General features: G+C 29.5%; 14 protein-coding genes. All 14 read left to right on the top strand.

Annotated elements, in window-relative coordinates:
* The first annotated feature begins 1 nt into the window (after position 1).
* The 14 genes from pseC (at position 2) to SD960_RS04135 (ending at position 14,260) form a co-directional block, all read left to right on the top strand.
* On the top strand, positions 2 to 1,207 hold the full coding sequence (pseC, locus tag SD960_RS04200) for a UDP-4-amino-4,6-dideoxy-N-acetyl-beta-L-altrosamine transaminase (protein WP_318801104.1): 1,206 nt from the start codon (positions 2 to 4) through the stop codon (positions 1,205 to 1,207).
* Complete coding sequence (locus tag SD960_RS04195) at positions 1,194 to 1,868, top strand: class I SAM-dependent methyltransferase (RefSeq protein ID WP_318801103.1); 675 nt, start codon at positions 1,194 to 1,196, stop codon at positions 1,866 to 1,868. The genes pseC and SD960_RS04195 overlap by 14 nt, the downstream gene beginning before the upstream one ends.
* A gap of 48 nt (positions 1,869 to 1,916) precedes the next feature.
* The gene (locus SD960_RS04190; protein ID WP_318801102.1) at positions 1,917 to 2,792 is read left to right on the top strand and encodes an aldo/keto reductase; all 876 of its coding nucleotides are present in this window, start codon (positions 1,917 to 1,919) and stop codon (positions 2,790 to 2,792) included.
* Positions 2,783 to 3,544: a glycosyltransferase family protein gene (locus SD960_RS04185; RefSeq protein ID WP_318801101.1), complete on the top strand. Its 762-nt coding sequence runs from the start codon at positions 2,783 to 2,785 to the stop codon at positions 3,542 to 3,544. Before SD960_RS04190 ends, SD960_RS04185 begins: the two co-directional genes overlap by 10 nt.
* Positions 3,544 to 4,851 (top strand): aminotransferase class III-fold pyridoxal phosphate-dependent enzyme, encoded by a 1,308-nt coding sequence (locus SD960_RS04180; protein WP_318801100.1) that lies wholly within the window; start codon positions 3,544 to 3,546, stop codon positions 4,849 to 4,851. Before SD960_RS04185 ends, SD960_RS04180 begins: the two co-directional genes overlap by 1 nt.
* A 7-nt stretch (positions 4,852 to 4,858) precedes the next feature.
* Positions 4,859 to 5,419 (top strand): GNAT family protein, encoded by a 561-nt coding sequence (locus SD960_RS04175; RefSeq protein WP_318801099.1) that lies wholly within the window; start codon positions 4,859 to 4,861, stop codon positions 5,417 to 5,419.
* On the top strand, positions 5,413 to 5,892 hold the full coding sequence (locus SD960_RS04170) for a GNAT family N-acetyltransferase (protein ID WP_318801098.1): 480 nt from the start codon (positions 5,413 to 5,415) through the stop codon (positions 5,890 to 5,892). Before SD960_RS04175 ends, SD960_RS04170 begins: the two co-directional genes overlap by 7 nt.
* Entirely contained in the window at positions 5,879 to 6,916 is a 1,038-nt protein-coding gene (gene pseI, locus SD960_RS04165) for a pseudaminic acid synthase (RefSeq protein WP_318801097.1), read from the top strand. Before SD960_RS04170 ends, pseI begins: the two co-directional genes overlap by 14 nt.
* Positions 6,913 to 8,190 carry a hypothetical protein gene (locus SD960_RS04160; RefSeq protein WP_318801096.1) on the top strand — a complete coding sequence of 426 codons (1,278 nt, stop codon included), beginning with the start codon at positions 6,913 to 6,915 and terminating at the stop codon, positions 8,188 to 8,190. Before pseI ends, SD960_RS04160 begins: the two co-directional genes overlap by 4 nt.
* Before the next feature lie 132 nt (positions 8,191 to 8,322).
* Entirely contained in the window at positions 8,323 to 9,780 is a 1,458-nt protein-coding gene (locus tag SD960_RS04155) for a polysaccharide biosynthesis protein (protein ID WP_318801095.1), read from the top strand.
* A 12-nt stretch (positions 9,781 to 9,792) separates the two neighbouring features.
* Positions 9,793 to 11,046: a glycosyltransferase gene (locus SD960_RS04150; RefSeq protein WP_318801094.1), complete on the top strand. Its 1,254-nt coding sequence runs from the start codon at positions 9,793 to 9,795 to the stop codon at positions 11,044 to 11,046.
* Positions 11,036 to 11,971 (top strand): NAD-dependent epimerase/dehydratase family protein, encoded by a 936-nt coding sequence (locus SD960_RS04145; RefSeq protein ID WP_318801093.1) that lies wholly within the window; start codon positions 11,036 to 11,038, stop codon positions 11,969 to 11,971. The genes SD960_RS04150 and SD960_RS04145 overlap by 11 nt, the downstream gene beginning before the upstream one ends.
* A 32-nt stretch (positions 11,972 to 12,003) precedes the next feature.
* Complete coding sequence (locus SD960_RS04140) at positions 12,004 to 13,212, top strand: hypothetical protein (RefSeq protein WP_318801092.1); 1,209 nt, start codon at positions 12,004 to 12,006, stop codon at positions 13,210 to 13,212.
* Positions 13,205 to 14,260, top strand: coding sequence for an acyltransferase (locus SD960_RS04135; RefSeq protein ID WP_318801091.1), 1,056 nt, complete (start codon positions 13,205 to 13,207; stop codon positions 14,258 to 14,260). The genes SD960_RS04140 and SD960_RS04135 overlap by 8 nt, the downstream gene beginning before the upstream one ends.
* Positions 14,261 to 14,271 lie beyond the last annotated feature (11 nt).

Below are 14,271 nucleotides of genomic sequence, written 5' to 3'. Positions count from 1 at the left end.
AATGATTGATAAAGTTATACCTTATGGTCGCCAAAATATAACTCAGGATGATATTAATGTTGTTATTGCCTCATTGCAATCTGACTATTTAACTCAAGGACCACAAATTTTAGAATTCGAACAAGCATTTGCTAGATATGTCGGTAGTAAATATGCTGTTGCAGTTTCAAATGGAACTGCAGCTTTACATTTAAGTACATTGGCATTAGATTTAAAAGATGGGGATAAAGTTATTACTACTCCAATTACTTTTGCTGCTTCAGCAAATTGTGTGAGATATTGTGGTGGTGAGGTTGTCTTTTCAGATATTGATCCTAATACATATCTTTTAGATATTACAAAAGTTAAGGAACTATTGAAATCGGTACCAAAGGGTACTTATAAAGGGATTATTCCAGTTGATTTTGCTGGGAGAGCTGTAGATCTTGAAGCTTATAGAGAATTAGCAGACCAATATGGATTATGGATTATAGAAGATGCTTGCCATGCTCCGGGAGGATTTTTTATGGATAATAATAATTCTATTCAGAATTGTGGGAATAGTAACTTTGCTGATTTAGCTATTTTTTCTTTTCATCCAGTTAAACATATTGCTTGTGGTGAAGGAGGAATGATTACGACAAATGACAAGGTCCTCTATAAAAAACTTTTAGCATTACGTACTCATGGTATTACAAAAAATGAGGTAGAGTATCATAATTCAATGAATTTTGCTAATGGAGTTGATAGTGATACGATCGATACTTATCCGGGTTGGTATATGGAAATGCAGACTTTAGGATTTAACTATAGATTAACTGATTTTCAGGCGGCGTTAGGAATTAGCCAGCTTAAAAGAGCTGATGAAGGTTTGTTAAAAAGAAGAGACATAGCATCTGTATATAATAAAGCGTTTATAGGAAAACCTTATATTAAGGGACAATCAGGTATTATTGAAGGTCATGCTTATCATTTGTATATTATTGAGGTTGAAGATCGTTTAGGATTATACAATTATTTAAGAGAGAACAATATATTTGCTCAAATTCATTATATACCATGTCATTTAATGCCTTATTATAAAGCATTTGGATGGAAAGAAGGGGATATGCCAAATTCAGAAGAATATTATAAAAGATGTATCAGTTTACCAATGTTTCCAACTTTAACAATTGAAGATCAGAATTTTGTAATAGATAAAATAGACTTTTATTATGGAAGGCGATAATCAAAAGAACTCATTTTTAGGATATGAGGCTAACGCTTGGTTTGTTAGAAACAAAGCGGTAATTGATAACTACAATTTAGATCGAGATAGGGTAATAACTTTGATTAAGGAATATAATCTAGATCCTAAGAAAGTACTGGAAATTGGATGTTCTGCGGGTTATAGGTTAAATGCTATTAATTCCATATACAAAGATTGTGTTACGTATGGTGTCGAGCCTTCTGATAAAGCTATTGAGTATGGCAAAGATAATTATCCTAATGTTAATTTCATACATGGTACAGCAGATGATTTAATGGTATTTGATAAAGAATCTATTGATATTGTCATCGTTGGTTTTGTTTTCTATGTCATTGATAGAAGTATATTATTAAAAGTAATAGCTGAAATAGATAGAGTACTACGAAATGGCGGGATACTTATTATTGTTGATTTTTTTTCCGAAAGTTCTTTGAAAAACGTATACCATCATATTAAAGATTTTAAAGCATTTTCATTTAAGCAAAATTATGATGAAGTATTCACTTCGTCTAAACTGTACTATCTTTTAGATAGATCTACATGGAATCACTCAGAAAAGGTATTAGATGCAACTGATAATTACTATGATAAATACAGTATATCACTTTTAAAAAAAGATATAAACGCTAGTTATAAATAATTATTTCTGTTATTTAATTTTAAATTATAGACATTTATCTTGTAAGAAATGATTAGATCAACAAAAAAAATTGTATTAGGAACAGTTCAGATGGGATTGGACTATGGTATAAATAATGAAACAGGAAAAATAGATTTCGAAAGTAGTTGTCAAATTCTTTCAAAGGCTTTTAAACTTGGTATTGATACATTGGATACGGCAGAAGCCTATGGTAATGCACATCAGGTTATAGGAGATTTTCATAAATTAAATCCAAACTCAATATTCAATATAATTACAAAAGTACCACATGGCAAAATTCACGATTTTGAAAGTAAAGTGTATGATTACCTTAAGGAATTGAATGTTGATTTTTTAGAGGTTTTAATGTTCCATTCTTTTGATTCTTATTTAAGTAGTAAAGAAAGTATTTCCGTTTTAAATAATTTAAAAAAGCAGGGTATAATTAATCATATAGGAGTTTCTGTTTACACAAATGAACAAATTGAAGCATTGTTATTAGATAATAATATTACTGTCGTACAGATGCCTTTTAATTTATTGGATAATGTATCGGTACGCGGTGAGGTAATGATTGCTATGAAGAAGCATGGAAAAATAATTCATACAAGATCTTCTTTTTTGCAAGGATTGTTTTTTAAAGAAAATTACGATGATAATACTATAGCTCAACAATTAACATCTGAATTAAATTCCATAAAAAAAATAGTTAAAGCTCAAAATACTAATATCTCAAATTTAGCATTAAGTTATTGCTTGAATGAGGTATTAATAGATCAAGTTTTAATTGGTGTAGATTCCGAAGAACAGCTTATAGATAATTTGAAAGCTATAAATTATAAGATTGGGGATGATGTAATTGTTGAAATTAATTCATTAAAGGTTAAGAAATTAGATTTATTAAATCCATCATTATGGAAGTAAAAACAGTATTAATAAGTCAAGCGAGAGTTGGAAGTACTAGACTTCCAGGAAAGGTGTTGAAAGAAATAGGAAATCAATCTTTACTCCAGATACACTTGAATAGATTGCAAAAATGTACAAAGGTTTCAAAAATAATTGTAGCTACTACAGTTATGTCAATTGATACAGTTATTTCTGACAAGGTTATTGAATGGGGTTATGAAGTTTTTAGAGGATCTGAAGCTGATGTTTTAGATCGCTTTTACCAATCTGTAAAGGATGAAAAAGCCGATTGGATTGTGAGAGTTACATCCGATTGCCCTCTAATAGATCCTAATTTAGTTGACGAAGTTATAGCATTTGTTCAGGAAAATGATAAGGATTATGGATCAAATGTTCTTATTGAAAACTTTCCAGACGGGCAGGATATTGAGGTTTTTAAATTTTCGGCACTTAAAAAGGCTTGGGAGGAAGCTAAATTACTGTCAGATAGAGAGCATGTTACAACTTATATAAGAAACAATTCTGATTTTAAGGGGGGAAGTTTGTTTTCTGCAATTAATTATCAATGCTATGCAGATTTTTCTAATATTAGAATGACCGTTGATGAACAGAGTGATTTCGATTTAATTGAGATAATTATAAGTAAATTAGGAACATCGAAATCTTGGATAGAATATGTGAATTTTATTATTGAAAATGATTTAATCAAAATAAATGATCAAATTATTAGAAATGAAGGATTATTAAAGTCATTAAAAAGAGATCTATAATGGGAGCAGGACAAGAATTATATAAAAAAGCTAAAACATTAATACCTGGAGGTACAATGTTACTATCTAAAAGGCCGGAAATGTTTTTGCCAGATTTGTGGCCTTCTTATTTTTCAAAAGCCAAAGGTTGTAAAATTTGGGATCTGGACGGTAGAGAGTTATTAGACATGTCTATAATGGGTATCGGAACAAATACACTTGGATATGGTAATGACGAAGTTGACGAGGCCGTTATGGAAACTGTGAAAAACGGGAATATGACTACTCTAAGTTGCCCAGAAGAAGTTTATTTAGCAGAAAAATTGATTGAATTAAATCCTTGGGCCGATATGGTACGCTTTGCCAGGAGTGGAGGTGAAGCGAATTCAATTGCAATTCGTATTGCACGTGCAGCATCTGGAAAAGATAAAGTTGCAATATGTGGGTATCATGGATGGCATGATTGGTATTTATCAGCAAATCATAATGGAAGTGATGATTTATCAGGACATTTGATTCCAGGTTTAAGTCCAAAGGGAGTACCTAAAAATTTGAAAGATACTGTGTTCCCATTTAATTATAATAATTATGAGGAGTTGTTATCAATCGTTGAAAAGAATGATATTGGGGTAATCAAAATGGAAGTAGTGCGAAATTTTGGGCCTGAAGATAATTTTTTGCATAAAGTGAGAGCTTTAGCTACTCAAAAAAATATTGTACTTATTTTTGATGAATGTACTTCTGGTTTTAGAGAAACCTTTGGAGGTATTTACAAAAAATATGGAGTAGAACCAGATATGGCAATGTATGGAAAAACTATTGGTAATGGATATGCTTTAACTGCAGTTGTAGGAAAAAGATCTGTTATGGAGGCTGCCCAAAGTACCTTTATCAGTAGTACTTTTTGGACTGAAAGAATAGGTCCTACAGCAGCAGTTGCTACTCTAAAAGTAATGGAACGTGTTAAATCATGGGAATCTATTACCCAAATAGGAACTAAAATGCGTGAGGGTTGGCAAAAACTTGCAGATACTCATGGTTTAAGTATCACAATATCAGGCATACCAGCTTTAAGTACCTATGGTTTTAATAGCTCTGATGCAATGGCATATAAAACATTAATTGCACAAGAAATGCTTGATAAAGGTTTTCTTGCCAGCACTAATTTTTATGCATCAACGGCACATAATGACGACAATCTTGAGTTATATTTTACCGCTTTGGACGAGGTTTATCATCAAATAGCAAATTGTGAAAATGGCAATTTGCAAATTGAAAACCTTTTAAAAGGACCAATTTGTCATGGTGGTTTTAAGAGATTGAATTAATAAAAAAATGAGAAGTTATAAATGTTTGTCAACTTTGATTTTTCGAGAAAATTTATTTTCGTTAGTTCCAATTAGAGACGAGGATAAATATGATATCTTAAAAATAAGAAATGAGCAAATTTATCATTTAAGACAAAAAAATGTATTGACTAAAGCTCAGCAGGATTATTATTTTAGTGAAATTGTTGCTAAATTATTTGAAGAAGAAAAACCTAATCAAATTTTATTTTCTTTATTAAAAGACGGTGAATTTATTGGATATGGAGGATTAGTCCATATAAATTGGATTGATAAAAATGCTGAAATTTCGTTTATTATGAAAACTGAATTAGAGCAGAGTAGTTTTTCTACTATCTGGCTCAGTTATTTAAAACTAATCGAAAAAGTAGCATTTGATGATTTAAAAATGCATAAGATTTTTACTTATGCTTTTGATTTAAGACCTCATTTATATACCGTACTTGAAAATGCTAATTTTGTTGAAGACGCCAGATTGAAAGAGCATTGTTTTTTTGATAATGAATATATTGATGTCGTAATTCATTCAAAAATAAATAGAATATGTTAAGTTTTAAAAAAGCAAGTTTGGCTGACATGAAACTGTATTTTGAATGGGCAAACGATTCAATTGTTCGAGAGCAATCATATAATTCTGGTACAATTGATTTTGAAAATCATGAAAATTGGTTCAGGTCCAAATTAAGTGATAATTCATGTATGATGGTGATTTTTGAGAATGAAGAGAATTTGAAGGTTGGACAAATAAGAATCCAAAAAGAAAGTGACTACGATGCTGTAATTGGCATATCTATTGCCTTAGAGCATAGAGGTAAGAGTTATGGAAAAGAAATGCTAGAAATGGCAACAGATTTTTTTTTACGTTTAAACCCAAACTTTACAATAAATGCATTTATAAAAGAAACAAATTTAAGTTCTAAAAATGTTTTCGAAAAAGCTGGATTTAAATTTAAGGAGATGAGGAAGTATGAGAATTTTAATAGTTTTCATTACATAAAAAAAGAACAGAATGAAAATAGATAATTTCAAAATAGATGAAGAAAGCAGTGTTTTTATTATTGCAGAGCTTTCAGCCAATCATAATGGTAGCATAGATACTGCTATTGAAACTATTCGCGCCGCAAAACGAGCAGGGGCAGATTGCATAAAATTTCAGACGTATACAGCTGATACTATAACAATTGATTCCAATAAAGAAGATTTTTTAATTAAAGGAACAATTTGGGAGGGTAAAAATCTTTATAAATTGTATCAAGAAGCTTATACTCCATGGGAGTGGCATGAAGAGTTGTTTAAAGTGGCAAAAGAAGAAGGTTTAGTTTGTTTTTCTTCCCCATTCGACAAAACTGCTGTTGATTTCTTAGAGACTTTGAATGTACCTGCTTATAAGATTGCTTCTTTTGAAATTACTGATATACCTTTAATAGAATATGTGGCTTCAAAAGGAAAACCCATAATTATTTCTACTGGTATAGCTGAAGAGGTCGATATAGAATTAGCTTTGGAAGCGTGCAGACGGATGAATAATAATGAAATAGCCTTATTAAAATGTACGTCGAGCTATCCAGCACCAATTTATGAGGCAAATATGTGCATGGTTAAGGACCTTGCGTTAAGGTATAATGTAATAAGCGGCTTATCTGATCATACTATGGGCGCTACAGTGCCAATTGTAGCAACTGTTTTTGGTGCTAAAATCATTGAAAAACACTTTATTTTGGATCGTTCTATAGGTGGGCCAGATTCTTCTTTTTCGATGAACGAAGAGGAGTTTACAGCAATGGTTAAAGCAGTAAGGGAAGCTGAACATGCAATAGGTAAAGTAGATTATAAACTAACTGAAAAACAGGCCAAAGGAAGGGATTTTTCACGTTCATTATATGTTATAAAAGACATGAAAGAAGGCGATATAATTACAAAAGAAAATGTTAGGGCTATTCGACCTGGTTTCGGCTTGCATCCTAGATATCTAAAAGATCTTTTAGGGCAAATCGTCACTAAGGATATTGAAAAGGGAGAAAGATTTGATTTAAAGATGTTAAAATGAAGAAGCAGTTAGGAAATAACTATTATAATACTATTGTTTCAAATGAGGATAATGAAAATTATGATTTACTGCTTAACGATGTAAATGCTGCATTATTTGATTACAGTGATCATCATGCTGCAAATAAACCTAGTTCAAAATCGTTGCTTAAAAATTTTGTAATTAATAAACTATTTTTTGTTTTTTATTTTCGGAATAAATTAAAAAGCAAATATAATGGCAGAAATATAATTTTAAGTAATGCATATATTAATTTAGATATTCCAACTTCGATTACGCTATTACCACCATGGCAGTTTTCAATTGCAAAAATTTCGCTAGGCAATTGGAGAATAACAATGATAATAAGAAAACTGAATTTAATTCGTAAAAAAAAAAGCATAAGACTTTTATTGTCAGATAAATTTAAGTCTTTGAGGATTGAGTTTGAAAAAGAGTTAAATATTTTATTTGCTAAAAATAAGGTTTTAGCTATAATTGTTTCTAATGATATGGCTTTTTTCGAAAAGCTTTCCTTAAAAATAGCCAGAGAGAATGCAATTCCAAGCTTTGTTTATTTACATGGGCTGCCGGCCAGATATAATTGCATTGATGATAACAGAGCAGATTATCTCATTGTATGGGGAACAGGACTTAAGCAATTATATAAAAATGTGGGTGTTAGGGAGGATAAAATTTTAACTTTAAAACATCCTTTTTATTCTTCATTTGACTCTGTTACACTCAACTCAAATTTAACAAATGTTTTGGTACTTACTAAAGCTACGTGTGGAGTTCCTTGTGATTCATCCAAACTTACTTTAACAGAAAGATCTACGGTCCTGTATTATACTGAGCTAGTTAAAGAAAATTTAAAAAAGTTGGGAGTAAAATGTGCTATATTGAGACTCCATCCATCTGAAGATGCAGATTTTTATTTAAAAAATCTTACTGATGACTTTTTTATTATAGATTCTTTGCCAAAAAACGAATCATTGATTAGAGCCAGTCTTGTAATAGGACCTAGTTCCACTATGATTTTTGATGCACTTAAGATTGGTGTAAATTATGTCTTATTTGATCCTATTTTTGAGGGACTTACGTTGGAAGGTCTGCCATTAGTGTCTCCATTTACAGGAGACTCATTTGTAAAGCTTTCAAATAATTTTAAAGATATGGTCTACAATATCAATAATCCCGATAAAAATATATGCTACGATAAATTAAATGATTTTTTGAGCATAGATATAAATGATGAGAATAAATTTTTAAATATTATAAACGCTAATAGCTAAATTATCTAGGTTATCATTGAATATTTAGATTAATCCAATTAATAAAAAAACGTAGTGCAGCAATCATACACAAAAAATTATTTTAAAATTTATCTTTGGCAAGGTATTTCATTGGTATTAAATTTTCTGTCGATGTTTGTGGTAATTCCTTATCTTACTTCGGATCCAATTACTTACGGAATTTATTCAGTATGTATTTCATTTTCTATATTTCTTGCTTATGCTGATTTGGGATTTATGGGAGCAGGTCAAAAATATGCTGCTGAATATTTTGCGAGGGGCAACAAAAAAGAAGAAATTAAAGTTATTGGTTTTACCAATTTTGTTTTATTGGTTTTTTTATCATTGTTTTCTATTGTTTTTTTTATTTTGAGCCAAAAACCAGAGCTGTTAGTTAAAGGAATTAATACGGTCAATCAACATTATATAGCTTCCAGTTTATTACTAATTTTAGCTATTTTTACTCCCACTACTTTGTTGCAACGTTTATTGCAAATGATATTCGGTATACGAATGGAAGATTTTATAATACAGCGCACAAATATCATAGCTAGTATATTTAAAATAATTTCGGTTTTGTGGTTTTTTCGTGAGCAGAACTATGATATAGTTGGGTATTTCTTATTTACTCAAATAGTTAATTTTATAGCGGCATTAATCACGTTGTTTATTGCTAGAAAAAGATACAATTATGATTTCAAATTCTTATCTCACTCAATCTGTTTTAATAGGACAATATTTGATAGAACGAAAGGTCTGGCATTTACAAGCTTGTTTATGACCTTCTCATGGATATTATATTACGAATTAGACTCGGTAGCAATTGGTAAGTTTTTAGGAGCTAATCAAGTTGCTATTTATTCTATAGGATTAACTGTGCTTTCTTTTTTTAGAAGTGTATTAGGGATTTTTTTTTCTCCTTTCAATATTCGGTTCAATCATTTTGTTGGGAGCGGTAATGACGAGTTATTAAGGTCATTCTATTTACAAGTAATAACCATTTTAGCACCTGTGGTAATTTTTCCCATAATAGCAATTGCTATTTTTGCAAAGCCAATTGTACTTGCTTGGGTGGGTATTAATTATTTAGATTCGGTAGAGGTAATTCAATTTCTGGTTTTCTGTAATGTTTTTGCATTTGTTACCTATCCCACAAGCTCTTTGCTGATTGCAAAAGAAAGGCAAAAGACATTATATTTTGTTAGTGTGTTGTTACCTTTTATTTTTTGGTCAGGAATTGCCTTAACCATAAGTGCTTTGGGGATAAATTCATTTGCAATTTTTAAATTGGTAGCCTTTGTATCTTCTGCTTTTGTTTTTTATAAATTAATGATCGATTATTTGAATTTGAATATTTTGGAATCTTTGCAAAACATTTTTTCTCCAATGCTCTTCCCTGTTTTATTTTTAATTTTTATTTCATTTCTGGTAAGAGACTATTTGCCTGAGGAAAAATCGAAAATAAATTTATTAAGTGTTGCAGCTGTAATGTCAGTAATACTTGTCGTATCTTTTGTTATTCAATATTTTGTTTCAGAAAGTTGGAGACTGCAAGTAAGTAAGACTTTGGGGCTATTTAAAAGCAAATAGTTTTTTAAAATCATGAGAAAACAAAAAATACTAATCTTTAGTGATTGTTATATATATGGTGGTAGCGAGAAGTTGATGGCTTTTTTATTGAAAAATGAAATTCTAAATAAAAATTTTATCTTTCTATATGCCTACCGGAAACATAAGAGTTATGAGATAGGGCTGGAAAATGAAAAGTTGTTGGATAGGAAGGGAAATCATCCTTTACTTTTATTGTCAAATGAAACATTATTTCATAAAATAAATATATTAAAAGTAAATAATCTAGTGAAAAAGGTAATTAAATTTCCTTTTTTTTTAGTCGAGAAAATTAAGTTTTATTTTTTGTGGAACTTGTTGGTTTTAATGTATCTCTTGCTAAAAACAAAACCAACTTTAGTACATATTAACAATGGCGGATATCCTGCAGCTAAAAGCTGTAATATATTTGTTGTCGCCAATTATTTAACGATCAAAACAAAAATAATTTACCAGGTAAATAATCAAGCACAGTCGTGTAACAGTTTTTTAGAAAGAATTTATGATAAATTTATTTATAAAAATGTCAATCTATTTATAAATGCCTCACATAAAGCAAAACAGCAATTGGTAGAAAAAAGAAATTTTAATCCTAACAAAATTGTCTTAGTTGATAATTGTGTGCCGTTGCCAGAAGTGAAAAAAAATAAACAAGAGCTTTTTAAAGAATTGAATATACCTTTGGATAGTTTCCTTATTGTTGAGGTTGCTTTTTTATCAGAACGTAAAGGACAACGTTATTTGATAGATGCCTTGTCAGATTTGTTTAAAAATCAATTACTTTCTAAAGAAAAAGTATATTGTGCTTTTGTTGGAAATGGAGAGCAGGAAAGTTTTTTAAAAAATTACATTAATGAACTTGGTTTGAATTCAAATATTTTTTTATTAGGATATAGAAATAATAGTGAAGACTTCATTTCAGCTTGTAATTTATTTATATTACCATCTATAAAAGATGAGGATATGCCATTAGTTTTATTATCAGCTTTAGGATATGGAAAACCAATTATTGCTACTGATTTTGCGGGAATCTCCCAGGTAATAGAAACAAATGTAAATGGTGTCTTGCTACCAAATAATTTGGGAACCTTTAAAGAAACTTTAGCAAATGAAATTTATCGATTATATAATGAGGAATTCTTAAGAGTAAAATTGGGTTCAAACGCGAGGGAAACTTATGCTAATTACAGTCCAGCAACATACGGAATAAAATTGAAGCAAATTTATGAGCAAACTTATGCAAGCTAAAGAAACAATTTTATTGCTAGGAGGAACTGGTTTTATAGGGAGAAATATAATTGACTATGTTCTAATACAAAAAGACTTCAATAATTATAAAATTATCGTTTTATCGCGAGATATCCAAAAGAACTTCGGAGAAAGAGTAGAATTTGTAACCGGAAATTATGAAAATAAAGATGTGTTAATAAGTTTGTTCTCTAAATACAGCTTTACGAAAGTATTCCATTGTGCTACTTCAACCACTCCATTATCTTCGAGTAACAATGTTTTATATGATATTAATGGAAATTTAATTGCTACGATTGGATTACTTGATGTGATGAAAGAATTTGGATGTAATTTTATCTTGTACTTGTCTTCAGGTGGAGCTGTGTACGGTGAAAAACATTTGGATTTAATATCTGAGAATGAAATTTGCAATCCTGTAAGTTCTTACGGTGTAGTGAAATTGACGATTGAAAATTATCTACGTTTGTATAAAAAGCAACAAGGAATTAATTATTTGATTTTACGCGTTTCTAATCCATTTGGAAAATTTCACAGTTCTGAAAATCAAGGGATTGTTAATATTGCTATCCGAAGATCTTTGGTAGGAAAAGATTTAGAAGTATGGGGAGACGGGACACAATCAAAAGATTATATATTTATAGATGATTTAGTGGTTATTATTTTTCAGCTTTTAAAAAGAAATATAGTTAATAAAACGATTAATGTAGGTTCAGGGAAATCAAATCAATTAAATAGGATATTGGATATAATTAAAATATATTTGCCGGCTTTAAAAGTGACTTATTTAGCATCAAAAGCAACTGATGTGAAAGATTTTTGTTTGGATATTTCGTTACTACAATCGATTCTTGATTTTGAATTTACTGTATTTGAAGAGGCTATCAAAAAAACAATTTTGTTCGAAAAAAAACAATTGAAATAAATTAAAAACAGATCATTTTAGCCTTAATTTAGATGGAAATAGTAAGATACAATAAAATAGCCTTAATTTTAGTGCTGCTAATTGGTTTTTTTATATTTATGCATTCTCCGTTTGTTGTGTCAATATACGTACCTTTTATTATTCGCATACCACTATTTTTATTTATTGTTTTTTTTTCACTTTTGACAGTAATAAAGAAAAAATATTTTGTTCGCGTCTATTTGCCAATTATGGTTTTTTTAGTCTTTGCCTTTGTGTACTGGGTTTCTGTAGGCGCAATTTTGGCTGAGATTATTTATTCGGTATTGTATTTTTTTTTAGCAATTGTATTATTAGTAAGTGTCAAAAGAAATAGAAGTCTTAGAAGATTGCTGGTGAATTTTTACTTTATTTTGATTGTAGTACTTTCTGTTTTATCAATAATTTCATTTTTAGCTTTTAACTTAGGATTAGCTCCATATGTCTTAAAACCAGTTGGTGAAGGACTGGATGTTTACATGTATTGGCATAATTATTTTTTAGGATATATTAACCCCAAAATTTTTGAATCTGGTGTTATAGGGAGAGTATGTGGTTTTTTGATTGAACCTAGTTATCAAGGATGGTTTCTTTCAACTAATTATTTTCTGATCTCAAAATTCATGAAGAATAAATCTTATGTATTCTTCATTCAGTTAATTGTTTTATTAGGAGCATTAAGCTCTGTTTCTACAATGAGTTGGATTGTGTTTAGTATTGCTTTTGCTTCAATGTTAGGGTTCAAAATCATGTCTATTTTTGGATTAAAAGAAAAAACTGCGAATATTTTATATGGAATTATGCTGTCGGTTGGGATAGCATTAATGTTTACAGTTGTAAATACAGATGAACTATTAGAAAGTTTAGGTCCTTCTTCTTCTGACGATAGAACAGAAAGAGCAGATACTTCATTTTTATATTTAGTCATGGCTTCTCCAAAAGAATTATTTCTGGGTAGGGGGCCTGGATTTATTGGTAAAAATAATGATAGAGGGGAATCTAATCCGATAATTAAATCCTTGGTTGAAAATGGAATATTAACTACAATTCTTGTTTTAGTTTTTATTATATACTGTACTTATCGTTCAAAATATTATATGATTACAACTTTATTATGGCTAAATAGTGTTGTGATTTTGTTTACTCCTTTGTTTATTATTAATGTATTAGTATGTAGGTGGATGGATGAGGGGATTGATCTTAATTTAAAAAAGTATGAATAATAAAGGAAAAATTAGAATTGATACTTTAGATTGGTTAAGGGGGGTAATGGCGTTGTCAATAATGTTTTATCATCTCAAGGGCTGGGAGGGAGTACATTTAAATTCGCATAATTTTTTAGGTAGATTAGGGGTTTACGGAGTTTCTATATTTTTTATATTGTCTGGTTTAAGTATGGCAATAGTATATAATTCTTACATTAAAAATATTAGAACAGCTCTTAATTTTATTGTTAGGAGGATTTTTAGAATTTGGCCTATGTTATGGTTGGTGTCTTTTTATCTTTTTTTTCAACAAATTTTTTCTGGAAATGCTTATAGTTATAAAATGTTAATCATAAATTTAACTACAGTATTTGGTTTTATAAGGCCTTCTGCTTATATGGCTACCGGTGCGTGGTCAATTGGGAATGAAATGGTTTACTATGTACTAACTCCATTAATATTATTTTTTTATAATTATAAAAAAGTAGCTGGAAATTTATTTTTTTTATTTTGTCTTTTGATTGGATTCGTTTTTGCTTTTTATATACTTAAGCCGGTGCATAGTTTATCAAATCAGTGGAATATGTACATAAACCCATTCAATAATTTGTTTTTATATGTTAGTGGTATAGCAATTTATTACAATTTTGAGAAAATTGATTTTAATCCTAAAATTATAAATTCTATTTTGTTATTGTCTTTGTTATTGTTCTGCTTTTTGCCTTTCACAGGTGATCAAATTGTTATTGTTACAGGTATTGGAAGGATTATATTTGTTTTATTTTCAATTTTGATTGTGTTTTGTTTTTATAAGTTAAAAATAAACTTACCTTTTTTTTTAAGTAAACCATTAGAATTACTTGGAGTCTCAACTTATGGGGTATATATAATTCACCCATTAGTTTATTTTTTCTTGAAAGATCAATTGAATATAAAGTTAGGTCTGTTAGTGTTAGTTCCGTTGGTTACAATTTTGTTTTCTATCTTATTATATAATTTTTTTGAATTAAAATTTATTAATATGGGTAAAAAATTGACGTCAACAAAAGTTAGATTTAAAAATTAATAAATTAATAT

Origin of the sequence: Flavobacterium sp. MMLR14_040 (assembly GCF_033657265.1) — a bacterium.
Classification (GTDB): Bacteria; Bacteroidota; Bacteroidia; order Flavobacteriales; family Flavobacteriaceae; genus Flavobacterium.
Note: the sequence above shows the minus strand (reverse complement) of the source record. Positions and strands in the feature narration are given on the sequence as shown.

Excerpts from the sequence above, each read along its gene's own strand:
- pseC (WP_318801104.1), top strand. The coding sequence starts at position 2 with ATGATTGATAAAGTTATACCTTATGGTCGCCAAAATATAACTCAGGAT.
- SD960_RS04195 (WP_318801103.1), top strand. The coding sequence starts at position 1,194 with ATGGAAGGCGATAATCAAAAGAACTCATTTTTAGGATATGAGGCTAAC.
- SD960_RS04190 (WP_318801102.1), top strand. The coding sequence starts at position 1,917 with ATGATTAGATCAACAAAAAAAATTGTATTAGGAACAGTTCAGATGGGA.
- SD960_RS04185 (WP_318801101.1), top strand. The coding sequence starts at position 2,783 with ATGGAAGTAAAAACAGTATTAATAAGTCAAGCGAGAGTTGGAAGTACT.
- SD960_RS04180 (WP_318801100.1), top strand. The coding sequence starts at position 3,544 with ATGGGAGCAGGACAAGAATTATATAAAAAAGCTAAAACATTAATACCT.
- SD960_RS04175 (WP_318801099.1), top strand. The coding sequence starts at position 4,859 with ATGAGAAGTTATAAATGTTTGTCAACTTTGATTTTTCGAGAAAATTTA.
- SD960_RS04170 (WP_318801098.1), top strand. The coding sequence starts at position 5,413 with ATGTTAAGTTTTAAAAAAGCAAGTTTGGCTGACATGAAACTGTATTTT.
- pseI (WP_318801097.1), top strand. The coding sequence starts at position 5,879 with ATGAAAATAGATAATTTCAAAATAGATGAAGAAAGCAGTGTTTTTATT.
- SD960_RS04160 (WP_318801096.1), top strand. The coding sequence starts at position 6,913 with ATGAAGAAGCAGTTAGGAAATAACTATTATAATACTATTGTTTCAAAT.
- SD960_RS04155 (WP_318801095.1), top strand. The coding sequence starts at position 8,323 with ATGTTTGTGGTAATTCCTTATCTTACTTCGGATCCAATTACTTACGGA.
- SD960_RS04150 (WP_318801094.1), top strand. The coding sequence starts at position 9,793 with ATGAGAAAACAAAAAATACTAATCTTTAGTGATTGTTATATATATGGT.
- SD960_RS04145 (WP_318801093.1), top strand. The coding sequence starts at position 11,036 with ATGCAAGCTAAAGAAACAATTTTATTGCTAGGAGGAACTGGTTTTATA.
- SD960_RS04140 (WP_318801092.1), top strand. The coding sequence starts at position 12,004 with ATGGAAATAGTAAGATACAATAAAATAGCCTTAATTTTAGTGCTGCTA.
- SD960_RS04135 (WP_318801091.1), top strand. The coding sequence starts at position 13,205 with ATGAATAATAAAGGAAAAATTAGAATTGATACTTTAGATTGGTTAAGG.